Origin of the sequence: Sphingobium trunci (genome assembly GCF_022664535.1) — a bacterium.
GTDB lineage: Bacteria > Pseudomonadota > Alphaproteobacteria > Sphingomonadales > Sphingomonadaceae > Sphingobium.
This window is the reverse complement of record NZ_JAKUJY010000003.1, coordinates 77,034-93,899: the sequence shown is the minus strand read 5'-3', so window position 1 is coordinate 93,899 and position 16,866 is coordinate 77,034. Positions and strand designations below refer to the sequence as shown.

At 66.8% G+C, this 16,866-nt stretch carries 15 protein-coding genes; 12 read left to right on the top strand and 3 right to left on the bottom strand.

From position 1 onward, the window contains the following. Positions 1-53 precede the first annotated feature (53 nt). Positions 54-959, top strand: a complete 906-nt coding sequence (locus tag MJ601_RS03920; RefSeq protein ID WP_242123478.1) for a LysR family transcriptional regulator — start codon at positions 54-56, stop codon at positions 957-959. Between the two features lie 40 nt (positions 960-999). On the opposite strand, the gene MJ601_RS03915 is transcribed toward MJ601_RS03920, so the two are convergent. From MJ601_RS03915 to MJ601_RS03910, 3 genes are all read right to left on the bottom strand, one after another. Then, complete coding sequence (locus tag MJ601_RS03915) at positions 1,000-2,013, bottom strand: aldo/keto reductase (RefSeq protein ID WP_242123476.1); 1,014 nt, start codon at positions 2,011-2,013, stop codon at positions 1,000-1,002. Between the two features lie 188 nt (positions 2,014-2,201). After that, positions 2,202-2,324 carry a hypothetical protein gene (locus tag MJ601_RS21915; RefSeq protein ID WP_281061200.1) on the bottom strand — a complete coding sequence of 41 codons (123 nt, stop codon included), beginning with the start codon at positions 2,322-2,324 and terminating at the stop codon, positions 2,202-2,204. 87 nt (positions 2,325-2,411) lie between these two features. Next, positions 2,412-5,264, bottom strand: coding sequence for a TonB-dependent receptor domain-containing protein (locus tag MJ601_RS03910; protein ID WP_348635555.1), 2,853 nt, complete (start codon positions 5,262-5,264; stop codon positions 2,412-2,414). Between the two features lie 283 nt (positions 5,265-5,547). Here MJ601_RS03910 and MJ601_RS03905 point away from each other — a divergent pair, with 283 nt between their 5' ends. Genes MJ601_RS03905 through uraH form a run of 11 tightly spaced genes read left to right on the top strand, consistent with a single transcriptional unit; the run spans position 5,548 to position 16,864 of the window. Then, entirely contained in the window at positions 5,548-6,687 is a 1,140-nt protein-coding gene (locus tag MJ601_RS03905; RefSeq protein WP_242123471.1) for a bile acid:sodium symporter family protein, read from the top strand. Further along, complete coding sequence (locus tag MJ601_RS03900; protein WP_242123468.1) at positions 6,684-8,027, top strand: AtzE family amidohydrolase; 1,344 nt, start codon at positions 6,684-6,686, stop codon at positions 8,025-8,027. The genes MJ601_RS03905 and MJ601_RS03900 overlap by 4 nt, the downstream gene beginning before the upstream one ends. Next, positions 8,024-9,361: an NCS2 family permease gene (locus MJ601_RS03895; protein WP_242123466.1), complete on the top strand. Its 1,338-nt coding sequence runs from the start codon at positions 8,024-8,026 to the stop codon at positions 9,359-9,361. The genes MJ601_RS03900 and MJ601_RS03895 overlap by 4 nt, the downstream gene beginning before the upstream one ends. 29 nt (positions 9,362-9,390) lie before the next feature. Next, positions 9,391-10,941 (top strand): gamma-glutamyltransferase family protein, encoded by a 1,551-nt coding sequence (locus MJ601_RS03890; RefSeq protein ID WP_242123789.1) that lies wholly within the window; start codon positions 9,391-9,393, stop codon positions 10,939-10,941. Continuing rightward, positions 10,935-12,170, top strand: a complete 1,236-nt coding sequence (locus MJ601_RS03885) for an allantoate amidohydrolase (protein ID WP_242123464.1) — start codon at positions 10,935-10,937, stop codon at positions 12,168-12,170. The genes MJ601_RS03890 and MJ601_RS03885 overlap by 7 nt, the downstream gene beginning before the upstream one ends. A gap of 43 nt (positions 12,171-12,213) precedes the next feature. After that, the gene (locus MJ601_RS03880) at positions 12,214-13,395 is read left to right on the top strand and encodes a pyridoxal-phosphate-dependent aminotransferase family protein (protein ID WP_242123787.1); all 1,182 of its coding nucleotides are present in this window, start codon (positions 12,214-12,216) and stop codon (positions 13,393-13,395) included. Next, the gene (puuE, locus tag MJ601_RS03875; protein WP_242123463.1) at positions 13,392-14,279 is read left to right on the top strand and encodes an allantoinase PuuE; all 888 of its coding nucleotides are present in this window, start codon (positions 13,392-13,394) and stop codon (positions 14,277-14,279) included. The genes MJ601_RS03880 and puuE overlap by 4 nt, the downstream gene beginning before the upstream one ends. Next, the gene (gene hpxZ, locus MJ601_RS03870) at positions 14,276-14,656 is read left to right on the top strand and encodes an oxalurate catabolism protein HpxZ (protein ID WP_242123461.1); all 381 of its coding nucleotides are present in this window, start codon (positions 14,276-14,278) and stop codon (positions 14,654-14,656) included. Before puuE ends, hpxZ begins: the two co-directional genes overlap by 4 nt. Further along, the gene (gene uraD / locus MJ601_RS03865) at positions 14,653-15,105 is read left to right on the top strand and encodes a 2-oxo-4-hydroxy-4-carboxy-5-ureidoimidazoline decarboxylase (protein WP_242123459.1); all 453 of its coding nucleotides are present in this window, start codon (positions 14,653-14,655) and stop codon (positions 15,103-15,105) included. The genes hpxZ and uraD overlap by 4 nt, the downstream gene beginning before the upstream one ends. Next, positions 15,102-16,535 carry an FAD/NAD(P)-binding protein gene (locus MJ601_RS03860; protein WP_242123457.1) on the top strand — a complete coding sequence of 478 codons (1,434 nt, stop codon included), beginning with the start codon at positions 15,102-15,104 and terminating at the stop codon, positions 16,533-16,535. The genes uraD and MJ601_RS03860 overlap by 4 nt, the downstream gene beginning before the upstream one ends. Next, positions 16,532-16,864: a hydroxyisourate hydrolase gene (gene uraH, locus MJ601_RS03855; RefSeq protein ID WP_242123455.1), complete on the top strand. Its 333-nt coding sequence runs from the start codon at positions 16,532-16,534 to the stop codon at positions 16,862-16,864. Before MJ601_RS03860 ends, uraH begins: the two co-directional genes overlap by 4 nt. The last annotated feature ends 2 nt before the right edge of the window (positions 16,865-16,866 follow it).

The following is a 16,866-nucleotide window of genomic DNA, read 5'->3' as shown; positions in this document are numbered from 1 at the left end:
GCAGCGCAGGCATAATCCCTCCGCTTTTTGAGAAACCGGATCACAGGTGGGTCATGGACAATCGAGCCGGCGAGATGATGGTATTCGTTCGGGTCGTGGAGGCTGGCAGCTTTTCCGAAGCGGCGCGGCTGATGCTGATGACGCCCTCCACCGTGTCCAAGCTGATCGCACGGCTGGAGGCGCGGCTGGGCGTGCGCCTGATCGAGCGATCGACCCGGCGGCTGGCGCTGACCGGCGAAGGGCAATATTATTATGAGCGCAGCCAGGCCCTGCTCGCCCGGATCGAGGAGACGGAACGACAGATCGCGCAGGGCGGCGCCGCTGCCGAAGGCGTGGTCCGCGTCACCTCCTCGGTGACGTTTGGAGCCACGGCACTCGAACCGATCCTGCCCGCCTTCTTCGAGGCTTACCCCAGGATCGTCGTCGACCTGTCCCTGTCGGACGATGTCGTCGACCTGTATCTCGACCGCACCGATGTCGCCATCCGCGTCGGCAAGCTCCAGGATTCGAGCCTGATGGCGCGCAGGATCGGCCAGACACGACGGCGGATCGTCGCTTCCCCCGCCTATCTCGCGCGCCACGGCACGCCGCGAACGGCGGAGGAACTGGCGGGTCACAATTGCCTGGGTTTCAATTTCCGGCGCGCCATGCCGGTCTGGCCGATGCGCGAAGGCGGGCGGATCGTGGAGCGGATGTTGAGCGGTTCGCTTCTGGCCAATAATGGCGAGACGCTTCGACGGATGGCCATTGCGGGCGTCGGCATCGTCAGGACCGCCGACTATCATCTGCGCGGCGCCCTGGCGCGTGGCGAACTGATCGAACTGTTCGCCGACGGCGAAATTGACGAAGCAGATGATATTCACGCCCTGTTTCGCGGTTCGCAATTCCTGCCGGCCCGCGTGCGGGCCTTTCTCGACTTCACCGTGCCGCGCATGCAGGCCTTCCTCGCCGAAGGATGAGGCGGCCGGGCCATGACCCGGCCACCTCCGGCCTTGCGGGTCAGTCGGCGATGGGCAGCGGGGCGGCTGGATTGACGAGCCGGGCGGCCCGCAGTTCGCGCCAGAAATCGGCGGGCACGTTTTCCTGGAGCGCGGCGCGGTCCTCGGCGATGCGGCCCGGATGGCTGGCGCCCGGTATGACCGCCGCGACCGCGGGGTTGGCGAGCGCAAATTGCAGCCCTGCCGCCTTCATGCTCACGCCATGGCGGTCGGCGATCGCCTTGATGCGCGCAACCTTGTCGAGGATCGCGGGGGTTGCGGGCGCATATTCGAAATTGGGTCCGCCCACGAGGGCGCCCGAACTATAGGGACCGCCAACCACAATCCCAAGACCGCGCTCGGCGACCATCGGCATGACACGCTGGAGCGCATGGTCGTGATCGAGCAGCGTGTAGCGCCCCGCCAGCAGGAAACCGTCCGGACGGGGTGCCTCAAGGGCGAGCAGCAGTTCGATCGGCTCGACCCTGTTCACGCCAAGGCCCCAGGCCTTGATCACGCCTTCATCGCGCATCCGGTCGAGCGCCCTGAACGCGCCGCGCCGGGCGCTCTCGAACATGGCGAGCCATTCGTCGCCATAGAAATCCTGCGCGATGTCATGGACCCAGGCAATGTCCACATGGTCGGTCTTGAGACGCTTCAGGCTGTCCTCGATCGACCGGTAGGTCGCATCTTCCGAATAATCGTTCACGATCCTGTTGGGGCGGCCATGTTGGAAGACGCCGCCCTTTTCGCCCAGGTCGCGCGCGCCCACATCCTCAATCTCGTCGAGGATCAACCGGCCGACCTTGGTGCTGATGACATAATCGGCGCGCGGCTTGTCCTTCAACGCCTCGCCCATGCGGATCTCGGCCAGACCCGCGCCGTAGAAAGGGGCATTGTCATAATAGCGGACGCCGTCCTGCCATGCCGCCTCGACCGTCGCAAGCGCTTCCGCCTCCGGAATGTCGCGGAACATATTGCCAAGCGGCGCCGCGCCGAAGCCGAGTTCACCCGGCAGAATATCCTTGAGGGCCATTGTCTCAACCTTTCAATTCCGTGCCGGACCCGATGTCCGGCGTCGGGAATGGAATATGCTCTGATGACATCCGGCAGTAGCCAGGCGGCGATCTCAAAACCTTGGAAGCCGGTTCACAAACCGGCACAGCCTATGAAGCTCCGGCGCCAACCCGTCGAACAGGCCGCCATGAGGTCATCTATCAGATTTCAGGCGGATGGGCTACACCAGGCGATCTCCGCGCCCTGCCCGATCGGGCCGTGTCCGATGTTCTGGAAATGAACAGCGGGGGTCAGAACCCGCAGGATGATGCGCGAAAGATCATCGCCCATCATATCCTGCTCGTGAAAGCAGCGGAGAAGTAGGCGCGTTCGGTGCGGAACAGGTCTGTCGCACCGAACCCGCCTCCTTCCATCAAATCACATCTTATAGGCTATGCGGGCATAGCCGAACTGTCCCGGAATGTCGTAGGTTGTGGGATCGAAATTGGGTCCCGTGCAGGTGTTGCAGGCGGGCGGATCCTGATTGAAGACATTGTTGACGCCGATGGTGAAGGTGGTGCGCTTGTCCAGGAAGCCCGGCGTGAACACCAGCTGGATGTCGCCGTAGAAAGTATTGCTCAGCTTGTGCCCGTCGCTTTCAACCACGCCGCTGATGTAACGGCCGGTAAAGGAAGCGCTGAAATCCTTCAGGTTCCAGTCCAGTACGGCATTACCCTTGAACTTGGGATAGGATTGGTCAGGGAAGCCGCGCGTCGTTCCCAGATAGTCCGTCGTGTCGAACCCGGTCGCGCTGGGGAAGGTCTCCGTATATTTCAGCAGGAAATTGCCATTGGCCGACAAACCGAAGCTGCCGACCGTGGTTTCCGGCGTGCGATAGTTGAACGTGACGTCGATGCCGCGGGTCTTGATGTTGCCGATATTCTGCAGCACGCCGTTGATGCGCGAAATCAGACCATTGGAGGTGCGCGTCACCGATGCGCAACTCAGCGCATCCGCCAGGAAGGCGCAACGTTCCAGCGTCGTTTGCGGCGCGATGTTGGAAATCGCATTGTCGACGGTGATGTCGTAATAATTGACCTCCAGGCTCAGCAGGCTGGCAAAGCCGGTGCGGCGCGCCCAGCCGGGGCTATAGACGCCGCCGAACAGCCAGGTTTTCGACGTTTCCGGCTTCAGGCTGGAATTGCCGCCCGTCAGCACGCCCAGCTGGCCGCCCGTCGGCTCCTGATAGCTGCCATTGGCGGGAACGCCGTTGGCGATGCAGTTGGCGCGAACGGTGCTGTTGGTCTGGAACGGCGATCCTGCCACATTGGTGCACGGATCGTCTATCGGTGCGTCGCTGCGCGATGCCGCGCCGAACAGTTCCCCGATGCTGGGCGCGCGGAATCCTTCGGCATAGGAGGCGCGCAGGAGAAGATCGGAAACCGGTTTCCACTGCGCGCTTCCGGTGAAGGTCGTGCTGCTGCCGCTGGTCGAGTAATGGGCGTGCCGCACCGCCCCGTCCAGATCGAGCGCATAGAAGAAGGGTGTGTCCTTGAGCAGCGGGACGCGGATTTCGGCGTAGACTTCGTCCGCATTATAGTGTCCGCGAGCTGGTTGGGCCGGAATGTCGGCGCCAAGTCCGGCCGTGATGACCGGATCGGGGGTAAAGCTGCCCAGCTGATAGCGATGCTCGTAACCGACGGCGACACCGACCGGGCCCGCCGGCAGATCGAACAGGTCGCCCGACAGGTTCGCGGTATAATCCTGCAATTCCTGCGAACTGCGGTCATGTTCGTCGAACCCTACATAGGCCAGCATCGCCGGCGTGATCGATCCGGCGCCGCCAAAGATATTGAAGGGCACGCAGGGCGATACGCAATTGGCAACCGGACCCAGCGCCTGCTGCAACCGGGCGGCATTGATGTTGCCGGTGAACAATTGCTTCGCGTCATTGAAGCCGATGATCGCGTTGACGTCCCAATACCATTTATGCGACCCCACATGGAACGACCCGTCGAAGCTGCCGGTCATCGTCATGGTATCGACCGTCTGGCTGTATGTGCGCTGACCCGCTTCGATCAGGCGGCGGCGAACCGTCGAATAGGTGGGCGTGGAACCGTCCGCTCCCGATGACAGGGTGTAGCCGAACGGATTGTAGGGATTGGTCACGTCGATCGAGATGGTGTCGAGCAGATTGCCATTGCCCGCGTCGGGACCGATGAACAACGGCAGGAAGGCCGCCTGGTTCTGGCTGTTGCGGCGATTATAGACGAGCTTCGCCCGGAAATTGACCGCGTCGCTCAATTCCTGCTTCACGCTGATGAAGCCGCCATAGCGTTCCGAAGGCGTCAGGAAATAGTTATAAGGCGCGAAGTTGAAGCGATCCGCCGTGGTCAGTGCGCGGAAGTCGCTGTTCGGGCCTGTGGGGTCCAGCGGATCGTAACGGCCACGGGTTGTGAGCGGCGGATTCTTGGGCGTCAGCACCGGCCCGGAACCCAGGTCGATAAAGCCATTGAGCGTCGCGCTGGAACAGCCACCGACGGGATCGGTGCAACTGGTCTGACCGGGATTGGGAAACTGCGAAATCGCGCGGTCACGCGTACGAACCGCCTCCTGCTTCACATAGCTGGCGCCAAAGACAAGATTGGTGGTCGGCCCTTTGATGCCGTAGCTGACCTGATAGTCCTGGGTATGGCCGTCGCCCTGGCGGAAGGTGCCGAACTGGGCGGATGCCTGCAATCCTTCCTGGGTCGCCTTGGTGATGATGTTGACGACGCCCGCCAGCGCGTCCGAACCGTAGAGCGGCGACTGGCCCGACTGCAGCACCTCGATCCGCTCGATCATGTTGGCGGGAATGGTGTTGAGGTCGACCGTCGCCGGAATGCCGCTCGCCGACGCTCCGGCTACGTAACGCATGCCGTCCACCAGCACCAGCGTGCGCTTGGCTCCCAGATAGCGCAGGTCGATTTCGGCCGAACCGGCACCCACGCCGCCGCCATCGGGCGGATTGCCGATATTGCCGCTATTGTTGACCTTGCTGTTGAGGCCGCCGCTAGCACTTGGCAGGCGTTGCAGAACATCGGCGACCGCGGACAGGCCTGTCCGGGCGATCGCAGTCTGATCGACCGTCACGACGGGCGACGGCTGTTCCAGCGGATTGATGCGGATGCGCGAGCCGGTGACGATGATGGCGGCGCCATCGTCCGCTGGCGCTTGCTCCGACTGCGCTGCAGCGGGCAGCGACCACATGGCTGCGGAAAAAACAACGCTACCCAGCAGAATATGCTTCATATGCATGATTTCTTTCCCCATTTCACACCCTGAATGGGGAAAGTGTCGCCGTTATGCTGTTGCACCGCAACGCAGATTGCAACAATATGACTAAATATTGCAAATCGTTGCATTGTGGCAACAGCCTGCCTGCCGACCGGTCGACGACCGTGATGTCACGCAAACCCGGCAAAGACCGCGGACATGCATCCACGCCATCGTGACAGGACATCTCTAATTTTTGCAACGATCCGTGCCAGTCATTCTATTGGATCGGCAGGTCTCATGCCTGCATAAGGCGGACATGGCCCGGCCGCTGAAATTCCCTGCCCTTATCGACCCCTTTCTTCTATGCCTCGTCGCAGTGGTCGGCGGGGCGTCGCTCTTTCCCGTGCGCGGAGAGGCGGCGGCGGCAACCGGCGTTCTCGCCGATATCGCCATCGGGCTGCTCTTCTTCCTGCATGGGGCGAAACTGTCGCGCGCGTCCATCCTCCAGGGCGCGGGCAACTGGCGCCTGCACCTGCTGGTCCTTGCATCCACCTATATCCTGTTTCCCGTCATCGGCCTTGCGCTTTCGGCGCTGTTGCGCGGATCGGCGGACCCGTTGCTGCTGTCGGGCCTCCTCTACCTCACCCTGCTGCCATCCACCGTGCAGTCCTCGATCGCCTTTACCGCCATGGCGGGCGGCAATGTCGCGGCGGCCGTGTGCAGCGCCTCCCTGTCCAATCTGCTCGGCATCGCGCTTACCCCCCTGCTGGTCGGCCTCTTCATGCACCTGCCCTCCGGCCAGTCGCTCTCATCCTGGCATTCGGTGCAGGCGATTGCGCTCCAGCTGCTGGCGCCATTTATCGCGGGCCATTTGCTGCGCCCGGTGATCGGCGGTTTCATCGACCGTCACAGGGGCCTGCTGATGCCGGTGGATCGGGGATCGATCCTGCTCGTCGTCTATTCGGCCTTCAGCGCGGCGGTGGTGAACGGCATCTGGTCGCAGGTCGGGCCGGGCGACCTGCTCCTGCTGCTGGCGTCCAGCATGGCCATATTGGCGATCGTGATGGGCGCCAACGCGCTGGCGGCGCGGCTGGCGGGGTTGCCCCGCGACGACGCCATCGTGCTGTTCTTCTGCGGCTCCAAAAAGAGCCTCGTGTCCGGCGTGCCGATGGCAGGCGCGCTGTTCCCGGCGGCACAGGTGGGAATGGTGATCCTGCCGCTCATGATCTTCCACCAGCTTCAGCTTTTCCTGTGCGCGGCCATGGCGGGCCGTTTCGCGCGCGGGACCGGCGGGGCGGACCCGGTCCGTCCCGCCCTTCCCCTCGATGATGACGCCATCGGTCGGGTCGCGCTGGCCAAGGGCCTGCCCATTCCCGAAAGCTGCATGCCCGGAGTGCGCGCCAATCTCGCGCTTCTGGACAGGCATGCAGGCATATTGCTGGCGCCCCAGCCATGAAGCAGGCCATCGGAATCGCCGCCGACGTCCGCGCCGGGCGGACAAGCGCGATGGCCGTGCTGGACGAATGCCTGGCCCGGCTGACGGCGGAAAGCCCCCCGCTCCTGGCCGTCACCCGCCTCCTGGCCGACCGCGCGCGGCGGGAGGCTGCCGCCGTCGATGCCATGATGGCGGCCGGGCAGGATCCCGGGCCGCTCGCGGGCGTGCCCTATGGCGTCAAGGATCTGTTCGACATTGAAGGCCTTTCCACCACCGCCGGATCGGCCCTTTATGCCGGGGCGCCACCCGCCGCGCAGGATGCGGAGGCGATCCGGCGCCTGCGCGCCGCCGGGGCGGTACTCGTCGCCACGCTGAACATGGACGAGTTCGCCTATGGCTTCGCGACGATCAACGCGCGCCACGGCACGACCCGCAATCCCCACGATCTCGACCGGCTGGCAGGCGGGTCGTCGGGCGGGTCGGCCGCCGTCGTGGCGGCGGGACTGCTGCCCTTTTCGCTGGGATCGGACACCAACGGATCGGTACGGGTGCCCGCCAGCCTGACGGGCATTTACGGCCTCAAACCCACACATGAAGGGCTGCCGATGGAGGGGGTCTTCCCCTTCGCGGAGAGTTTCGACGATGTCGGCCCCTTCACCCTGTCCGTGCGGGACATGCAGCTGGTCTGGGGGATATTGTCCGGCAAGGCCGCGCCCGAACCCGGCATCCGTTCCTTTCGCGTCGCGCGGCTGGGCGGACGTTTCGGCGAAAATGTCGATCCCGATCAGGCAGACGCCATGGATCGCATCGCGCCCGGCGCGCCGGTCGTCGACCTCCCCGATATCGCGCGGGCGCGCTCGGCGGCTTTCCTGATCACCGCGGCGCAGGGCGGCGCGCTCCATCGGGAAGCGCTGGCACGCGACGCGCTGGCCTTCGACCCCGCAACCCGCGACCGGCTGCTGGCGGGCGCGCTGCTGCCGGAGGCGATCCACGACCAGGCGCAGGACTTCCGGGCACGGTTCAAAACGGCGATCCTCGACCTGATCGCGGATTTCGACATCCTCCTTGCTCCCGCCACGCCCTGCGTCGCGCCGCGCGTCGATGATCCGCGCATCTGGATAGACGGCGCGCTGACGCCCGCGCGGGCGGACCTCGGCATCCACAGCCAGCCGATCAGCTTTACCGGACTCCCTTCGCTCGCCGTGCCATTATATCGTCCCGGACGCCTGCCGATCGGATTGCAACTGATCGGCAGGCCGGGAACCGAGCCGGTGCTGTTCCGGTTCGCCGCCATGCTGGAAGAAAAAGGGCTGGTCGGGGTCTCTCCGCCGCCTGAAGGGTTTCGGGGGAAAGAGACATGAGACAGATCAGGGCGGACCGGCTGGACCGCTATTTCGCACTGACCGAACGGGGCACGTCGACCCGGACGGAGATATTGGCGGGCTTCACCACCTTCCTGACGATGGCCTATATCGTGCTGGTCAACCCGGCGATATTGGGCCAGGCGGGCATGCCGGTCGCATCGGTCGCCGCCGCGACCTGCTTCGCCGCCGCCTTCGCCTCCATATTGATGGGGCTGGTCGCCAATACGCCGCTGGCGCTGGCGCCGGGCATGGGCCTCAACGCCTATTTCAGCTTCACCGTGGTGCAGCAGATGGGCGTGCCCTGGCCCATCGCATTGGGCTGCGTCTTCATTTCCGGCGTGGCGTTCATGATCCTGACGGTGACGGGCATACGCCAACTGATCGTGACCGCCATCCCGACTTATCTGTTCGCGGCCGTGGCCGGCGGCATCGGCCTCTTCATCGGCTTCATCGGCCTCAAGAATGCCGGCATCATCGTCGCCAACCCGGCGACTTTCGTGGCATTGGGCGACCTCAAGGCGCCCGGCGCGGCGCTGGCGCTGTTCGGCCTGCTGCTGATCGGCGCGCTGTCGGTGTGGAACGTGCGCGGCGCCATGCTGATCGGCATCCTCGCCACCACCGCGCTCGGCTGGCTGATGGGCATGGTGACGGTGAAGCCCGAACCCTACAGCCTGGCGGCGCTGACCGGCACCGCCTTCAAGCTCGATCTGCCCGGCGTCTTCGGCCTGACCGGCAGCCATGGGCTTGGCCTCGTCGAAATCCTGTTCGTCTTCCTGTTCGTCGACCTGTTCGACAATATCGGAACGCTGGTCGCGGTCACCAAGCGCGCGGGCCTGATGGACGCGGCCGGGCGGATACCGGGGCTGAACCGCATCCTCATCACCGACGCCACGGCGACCATCGTCGGGTCGATGGCGGGCACCAGCACCGTCACCAGCTATGTCGAAAGCGCGGCGGGCGTGCAGGCCGGGGGGCGCACCGGCCTGACCGCCATCGTCACCGGCATCCTGTTCCTGGCGACGATGTTCGTGGCGCCCTATGCGCAGATCGTGCCGATCGCCGCCACGGCCCCCGCGCTCATCATCGTCGGCGGGCTGATGATCCTGCCGCTGACGGAGGTGGAGTGGGAAGACCCGATGTCGGCCATCCCCGCCTTCCTGACCGTGGCGATGATCCCCCTCACCTTCTCCATCGCGAACGGCCTGGCCTTCGGCATCACCGCCCACGCCGCGCTGAAGGCGCTGCGCGGGACGGCGACGCGCAAGGACTGGTTCCTGTTCCTGCTGGCGGGACTGTTCATCGTGCGCTTCATCTGGATGGGCGCGGCTTGACGCTCCGGACGATCCGGTCCTCGCGGGGCATGGTGACCTCGCCCCATCATCTGGCGTCGCGCGCCGGGCGCGATGTGCTGCGCGACGGCGGCAATGCGGTGGAGGCCTGCGTCGCCGTGGCGGCCACGCTGGCGGTCGTCTATCCGCACATGACCGGCATTGGCGGCGATGGTTTCTGGCTGATCGCGGAGCCGGACGGCCGGGTCCATGCCGTGCACGGCTGCGGCGGCGCGGCGGCGAAGGCCGACCTCTCCCTCTATGCGGGGCTGGACGCCGTGCCCACGCGCGGGCCGCTGGCGGCCAATACGGTGGCGGGCACCATTTCCGGCTGGGCGATGGCACTGGAAAGCGCGGGCGGCACATTGCCGCTGCCGCGCCTGCTGCGCGATGCCTGCGACCATGCCGCCCAGGGCGTGACCGTGACTGCGGGCGGCGCGGCCATCGCCGCGGCCAAGGGCGGCGAGCTGCGCGGCCAGCCGGGGGCCTGGGCAGCGATTTTCGAGCCGGAAGGGCATCCGTTGCGCGCGGGCGAAACGCTGCGCCAACCCGCTCTGGCGGCCACGCTGCGCACATTGGCGCAGGATGGCCTCGACAGCTTCTATCGCGGCGATCTTTCGCACGGCATCGCGGCGGACCTTGAGGCGCTGGGCAGCCCCGTCGCACGGGCCGATCTGGCGTCGCACGAGGCGACCAGCCCGGCGCCGCTGCACGCCTCGATCCACGGCGCCACCCTTTACAACAGCGCGCCGCCGACCCAGGGCTTCGCCTCGCTGCTGATCCTCGCCCTGTTCGACCGGCTGCGGGCGCAGGCGGCGGATGGGTTCGATCATGTGCATGGCCTGGTCGAGGCCACCAAACAGGCCTTCCTGCTGCGCGACCGGCATGTGGGCGACCCCGCCTTCCACGATTTCGATCATCAGGGCCTGCTCGATGACGAAGCCGCGCTGGACGCGCTGGCGGCGCGGATCGACCCCGCGGCCGCGCTGCCATGGCCGCAGCCCTCGGCGCAGGGCGACACCTGCTGGTTCGCGGCAGCGGACGGCGAAGGCCGGGTGGTGAGCTGCATCCAGTCGACCTATTTCGAATTCGGATCGGGCATCGTCCTGCCCCGCACCGGCATCACCTGGCAGAACCGGGGGTCCAGCTTCCGCCTGACGCGTGAAGGCTGGAACGCGCTGATGCCCGGCCGCAAGCCGTTCCACACGCTCAACCCCGCGCTGGCCCGGTTCGACGACGGGCGGGTCATGGCCTATGGCACCATGGGCGGCGAGGGACAGCCCCAGACGCAGGCCGCGATCTTCACCCGCTATGCCCGCTTCGGGGTCGATCTGCAGGACGCCATCGCCCGCCCCCGCTGGCTGCTGGGCCGCACCTGGGGCGAGGAAAGCACGACGCTGAAGCTGGAGGACGGCTTCGATGAGGGCCTTTATCCGGCGCTGGCGCAGGCAGGCCATGACGTCGAACGGGCGGGGCCGCTGACCGCGACGATGGGCCATGCGGGCGCGATCGTCCGTCATGGCGACGGCCGCGTGGAAGGCGCGACCGACCCCCGCAGCGACGGCGAGGTGGCGGCATGGTGACCGGCGGCGAAAGGGCGGTGGCGCGCTGCGACATTCTGGGCGTCGCGCCCTATAGCGACATGGAAGGCGGCCTTTATCGTGGCTATCTGGCCCCGGCGCATCGCGCCGCGCTCGACCGGACGAGCCACTGGATGACGGAGGCCGGGATGGCGGTAAGGCTCGATCCCGCCGCCAATCTGATCGGCCGTTATGAGGGCGGCGTCCCCGGCGCCCCCGCGCTGCTGATCGGCAGCCATATCGACAGCGTGCGTGATGCTGGGCGCTATGACGGGCCGCTGGGCATCATGCTGGGTATCGAGGCGGTCGATGCACTGCATTGCGCCGGACGGCGCCTGCCCTTCCCGATCGAGGTCGTCGCCTTCGGCGATGAGGAAGGTTCCCGCTTCCCCGCCGCCATGCTGACCAGCCGGGCGATGGCCGGGACGCTGGACGCCGCCGCGCTGGACATGGCCGATGGCGAGGGCGTCGCCCTTGCCGATGCGGGCGTCGATATCGCGGCCTATCTGTCCGCCGCCCGCGCGCCCGGCGCGACGCTCGCCTATCTGGAGGCGCATATCGAACAAGGCCCGGTGCTGGAGGCGCAGGGGCTGGCGGTCGGCACCGTCACCGGCATCGCCGCCCAGCTCCGCTACCGGATCAGCCTCACCGGCATGGCCGGTCATGCGGGAACCACATCCATGCCGCTGCGCCGGGACGCGCTGGCGGGCGCGGCCGAGGCGATGCTGGCCATCGAAGGCATCGCGCGGGAGGACGGTTCCGATCTGGTCGCCACGGTCGGCCGGATCGAGGCGCTGCCCGGCGCCGCCAACGTCATCCCCGGCGAGGCGCGCTTCACCCTGGACGTGCGCTCCGGCGACGAGGCACGGCGCAACCGCGCGGCCAAGGCGATGCTGGATGCCGTGGCCGCCATTGCCGACCGGCGCGAACTGGATTTCGCGATGGAAAGGATCCACGACCTCCCCGCCAGCCCCTGCGACGCCGCCCTCATGAACCTGATGGACGCCGCCATCGCCGATGCGGGCCATCCCCCCTTCCGCCTTGTCTCCGGCGCCGGGCATGATGCGATGGTGATGGCATCTCTCTGCCCCACCGCCATGCTCTTCATCCGCTGCAAGCTTGGCATCAGCCACAATCCGGCCGAGCATGTCGACCCCGCCGACGCCGATATCGCGCTGCGGGCGATGCTGGGCTTCATGGAAAAACTGGGAGAGAATTTTGACCGCGCCTGATCCTTCCCTTTTCGGCGAGATCGACCCGCCCCAGCGGCTGCTGATGGGCCCGGGGCCGGTCAACGCCCATCCCCGCGTGCTGCGGGCCATGTCGGCCGACCTGCTGGGCCAGTTCGACCCGGAAATGACCGGCTATATGAACCAGGTGATGGCGCTCTACCGCCCGATCTTCGGCACGCAGAATCGCTGGACGATGCTGGTCGACGGCACCGCCCGCGCCGGGATCGAGGCCGCTCTGGTCAGCATGGTCGCGCCCGGCGACAGGGTGCTGGTGGTCAATTTCGGCCGCTTCGGCCTGCTGCTCCAGGAAATATTGGGCCGCATCGGCGCCGTGATCGAGACGGTCGATGCCCCCTGGGGCGAGGTGGTGCCGATGGACGCCATCGCCGCCGCCATCGAACGCACCGGCCCGAAACTGGTCGCCTGCGTCCATGGCGACACCTCCACCACCATGGCCCAGCCGCTCGACGGACTCGGCGCCTTGTGCCGCAAGACGGGCGCCCTCAGCTATGTGGACGCCACCGCCACCATTGGCGGCATGGAAATCGCCGCCGACCGCTGGGGCGTCGACATCGTCACCGGCGGCCTGCAGAAATGCCTGGGCGGCCCGTCCGGCTCCGCGCCGATCACCATTTCCGATCGCGCTGCCGACCATATCTTCAACCGCCGCCATGTCGAGGCAGGCATCCGCCGCGACGATATCGGCGACGGCGCGGGCCCCCGCATCGGCTCCAACTATTTCGACCTCGCCATGGTGATGGACTATTGGTCGGAAAAGCGCCTCAACCACCATACGGAGGCGACGTCCATGCTCTATGCCGCGCGCGAATGCGCCCGCATCATGCTGGGGGAGGGGCCGGAGGCGCGCTATGCCCGCCATGCCGCCGCCGGCCGGGCGATGACCGCCGGATTGCGCGCCATGGGCCTCACCGTCTTCGGCGACGACGCCCACCGCATGACCAACGTCACCGGCGTCTTCATCCCGGGCGGCGTGGACGGCGAACGCGTCCGCACCATGATGCGCGAAGCCTTCGAGATCGAGATCGGCACCGCCTTCGGCCCCTTGCAGGGCCGCATCTGGCGCATCGGCGCGATGGGCTACAATGCCATGAAGCACAAGGTGCTGATTACGCTGGGCGCCCTTGAGGCCTGCCTGCGCCGCGAAGGCTTCGCCCTGCCCGCCGGAGAGGGCGTCGCCGCCGCGATGGAGGCGTGGGACGCATGACCCCCGCCCGCGACCTCGCCGGCTATGGCGCCACCCCGCCCAATCCGCGCTGGCCCGGCGGGGCGCGCGTCGCCGTGCAGTTCGTCGTCAATTATGAGGAAGGCGCCGAAAACAGCGTCCTCAACGGCGACAAGGGCTCCGAAGCCTTCCTCTCCGAAATGGTCGGCGCGCAAAGCCATCCCGGCCGGGCGATGGCGATGGAAAGCCTCTATGAATATGGCAGCCGCGCGGGTTTCTGGCGCCTCCACCGCCTGTTTGCCGAACGCGGCCTGCCGGTCACGGTGTTCGGCGTCGCCAGGGCGATGGAGATGAACCCGCAAGTGGTGGACGCGATGCTCAAGGCCGATTGGGAAATCGCCAGCCACGGCCTGCGCTGGATCGACTATCAATATGTACCCGAAGAGGTGGAGCGGCAGCATGTGGCGGAGGCCATCGCCCTCCACGCCCGCCTCACCGGGGAACGCCCGCTCGGCTGGTATCAGGGCCGCACCTCGCCCAACACGGCCCGCATCGTCGCGGAGGAAGGCGGCTTCCTCTACGATGCCGACAGCTATGCCGACGACCTGCCCTATTGGGACCGCCGCCATGGCCGCGCGCAACTGATCGTCCCCTATACGCTCGACGCCAACGACATGAAGATCGTCGCCTATAACGGCTTTACCGAGGGCGAGCAGTTCTTCCGCCATCTGCGCGACACGTTCGACCAGCTGCGGGAGGAAGGCGGGCGGATGATGTCCGTCGGTCTCCACGGCCGCATCGCCGGGCGCCCCGGCCGCGCCCGCGCCCTCGCCCGCTTCCTCGACCATGTCACGGCATCGGGCGATGCCTGGGTCGCGCGCCGCATCGACATCGCCCGCCACTGGATGAAGGAATATCCCGCATGACGATCGACGATCCGGTCCTGCTCAAGGAAGTGACGGACGCCTTCCACGAATATGAGCGCGCGCTGATGGAGGACGATATTCCGGCCATGGACGCGCTGTTCCACGACGCCCCCACCACCAACCGCTACGGCGTGGGCGAGGTGCTCTACGGCATCGAGGCGATACGCGAATTCCGCAAGGGGCGCGGCGGCTCTCCCCAGCGCAGGCTCGGCCGGGTCGCCATCACCGTCTATGGCGACAGCTTCGCCACCGCCGACGCCGAATTCTTCCGCGAGAACAGCGACCGCCGCGGCCGCCAGACGCAAAGCTGGGTCAAGTTCGCGGATGGCTGGAAGGTCGTCTCCGCCCATGTCTCCCTCGAAGGAAGCACGCATTGACCGCGCCCCACCCTGCCCTGTTCGAACACAGCCCCTGGGTGGAGGAGCGCGCCGATGCCCGCCCCTCCTCCGGCGACCGCTGGACCGACCTAATGGCCGTCGTCCGCAGCGCAAGCGGCGAGGAACAGCTCGCCCTGATCCGCGCCCATCCCGAACTGGCCGGAAAGGCCGCCATCGACCGCACCCTGACGGAGGCGTCCGCCGCCGAACAGGCCTCCGCCGGGCTCGACCGCCTGACGCCGGAGGAATATGCGCGCTTCCACCAGCTCAATGCCGCCTATCGGGACCGCTTCGGCTTTCCCTTCATCATCTGCGTGCGGCTGACCGACAAGGCGGGAATCCTCTCCGCGATGGAAGGGCGCCTCGCCAACAGCCGCGACATGGAAATCGCAACCGCCATCGGCCAGATCGGGGAGATCGTCCGCCTGCGCCTGAAGGACATGGCATGACGCAGGAAACCCCCATCGGCCTCCCCGCGCTGGAAGCGGAACTGGCGCGGCAACTGGCGCTGACCGGCCATGGCGGTCCGGACTGGACACAGCCGCGCGCCCATGGGCAGAGCCATGTCTTCGACGTCGTCATCGTCGGCGGCGGGCAGAGCGGCCTTGCCGCCGCCTTCGGCCTGCTGCGCGAGCGCGTTTCCAACATCCTCGTCATCGATGAAAATCCGCCAGGGCATGAAGGACCGTGGGTCACCTATGCGCGCATGGTGACGCTGCGCACGCCCAAGGAACTCAACCCCATCGATTTCGGCCTGCCAGCCCTCAGCTACCGCGCCTGGTGGGAGGCGCAGCATGGCGCGGCGGGATGGGAGGCCCTCGACAAGATCGCGCGCGGCGACTGGATGGACTATCTGCGCTGGTATCGCCGCGTGCTCGACCTGCCGGTGCGCAACGACGCGCGGCTGGAACGGATCGAGCCGCTGGCGGGCGAAGGGCTGCACCGCCTGCACCTGAAGGACGGCACCAGCCTGCTGACCCGCAAGGTGGTGCTGGCCACGGGCATACAGGGCGGCGGCGAATGGCATGTGCCGCCGATGATCGGCGATAAACTGCACCGCCACCTCTATGCCCATACCAGCGAAGCCATCGATTATGCCGCGCTGGCGGGCAAGCGCATCGGCATATTGGGCGGCGGCGCTTCGGCCTTCGACAATGCCAACTGGGCGCTGGGCCTGGGCGCGTCCGCCGTCGAGGTGTTCATGCGGCGCCGGCAACTGCCGCGCATCAACCCGATCCGCTTCATGGAGAAGGTCGGATTCACCGCCCGCTATCCGGCGACCGACGACGCCACCAAATATCGGGTGATGGCCAGCTTCCTCAGCCATAACCAGCCGCCCACCAACGACACCTTCCAGCGCGCCGCCGCATGGCCGGGCTTCGCGTTGCATCTGGCTTCCCCCTGGATCGATGTCGCCGAAGAGGATGGCAAGGTCCGGGTGACAACGCCCGGGGGAGAGCATAGCTTCGATTTCGTGGTGCTCTCGACCGGCCTTGTCAGCGATCCGGCGCTGCGGCCCGAATTGCGCGACGTGGCCGACGGCATCGCGCTCTGGCGTGACCGGGTGCCGCCGCCTGCGGGCTGCGCCAACGCCCTCATCGACGCGCACCCCTATCTGGGGCCGGGTTTCGAACTGCTGCCGCGCACGCCGCAGGACACCGCGCGCGTGCACGGCCTCTTCGCCTTCAACTATTCCGCCCTGCTCAGCCTGGGCCTGTCCGCATCCGCCTTGTCGGGCCTGCGCCATGCCCTGCCGCGCCTTGTCACCGGGATCGCGGACCAGCTTTTCCTGGACGACCGGGACACGCTGGTCGGTGCGCTGCTCGCCTATGACGAGGCGGAGTTCCTCGGCGAATGGCCACGGGAGGCCGTCGAATGACCAGCCTGTCCACCCATATTCTCGACACCGCCCATGGCTGCCCCGCGGCCGGCGTGGCCGTGCATCTCCACACGGCGGAGGGCGCAACGCTGTTTTCCGGCGTCACCGACGGCGATGGCCGCTGCCCCGGCATGCCGCCGCTCACCCCCGGCCGCTATCGGCTGAGCTTCGCCGTCGCCGATTATTTCCGGGGGCGGGCCGCCGATCTTCCCGATCCACCCTTCCTTGACGTCGTCACCATCGATTTCGGCGTGGCGGAGGCGGACGGCCACTATCATGTGCCGCTGCTCGTCTCGCCCTTTGGATATTCGACCTACAGGGGCAGTTGAAC

Coding starts and splice junctions, on each gene's coding strand:
- MJ601_RS03900 (WP_242123468.1), top strand. CDS start 6,684: ATGAAGCAGGCCATCGGAATCGCCGCCGACGTCCGCGCCGGGCGGACA.
- uraH (WP_242123455.1), top strand. CDS start 16,532: ATGACCAGCCTGTCCACCCATATTCTCGACACCGCCCATGGCTGCCCC.
- puuE (WP_242123463.1), top strand. CDS start 13,392: ATGACCCCCGCCCGCGACCTCGCCGGCTATGGCGCCACCCCGCCCAAT.
- MJ601_RS03905 (WP_242123471.1), top strand. CDS start 5,548: ATGGCCCGGCCGCTGAAATTCCCTGCCCTTATCGACCCCTTTCTTCTA.
- MJ601_RS03915 (WP_242123476.1), bottom strand. CDS start 2,013: ATGGCCCTCAAGGATATTCTGCCGGGTGAACTCGGCTTCGGCGCGGCG.
- MJ601_RS03910 (WP_348635555.1), bottom strand. CDS start 5,264: ATGAAGCATATTCTGCTGGGTAGCGTTGTTTTTTCCGCAGCCATGTGG.
- MJ601_RS03895 (WP_242123466.1), top strand. CDS start 8,024: ATGAGACAGATCAGGGCGGACCGGCTGGACCGCTATTTCGCACTGACC.
- hpxZ (WP_242123461.1), top strand. CDS start 14,276: ATGACGATCGACGATCCGGTCCTGCTCAAGGAAGTGACGGACGCCTTC.
- MJ601_RS03885 (WP_242123464.1), top strand. CDS start 10,935: ATGGTGACCGGCGGCGAAAGGGCGGTGGCGCGCTGCGACATTCTGGGC.
- MJ601_RS03860 (WP_242123457.1), top strand. CDS start 15,102: ATGACGCAGGAAACCCCCATCGGCCTCCCCGCGCTGGAAGCGGAACTG.
- MJ601_RS03880 (WP_242123787.1), top strand. CDS start 12,214: ATGGGCCCGGGGCCGGTCAACGCCCATCCCCGCGTGCTGCGGGCCATG.
- MJ601_RS03920 (WP_242123478.1), top strand. CDS start 54: ATGGACAATCGAGCCGGCGAGATGATGGTATTCGTTCGGGTCGTGGAG.
- MJ601_RS03890 (WP_242123789.1), top strand. CDS start 9,391: ATGGTGACCTCGCCCCATCATCTGGCGTCGCGCGCCGGGCGCGATGTG.
- MJ601_RS21915 (WP_281061200.1), bottom strand. CDS start 2,324: ATGGGCGATGATCTTTCGCGCATCATCCTGCGGGTTCTGACCCCCGCT.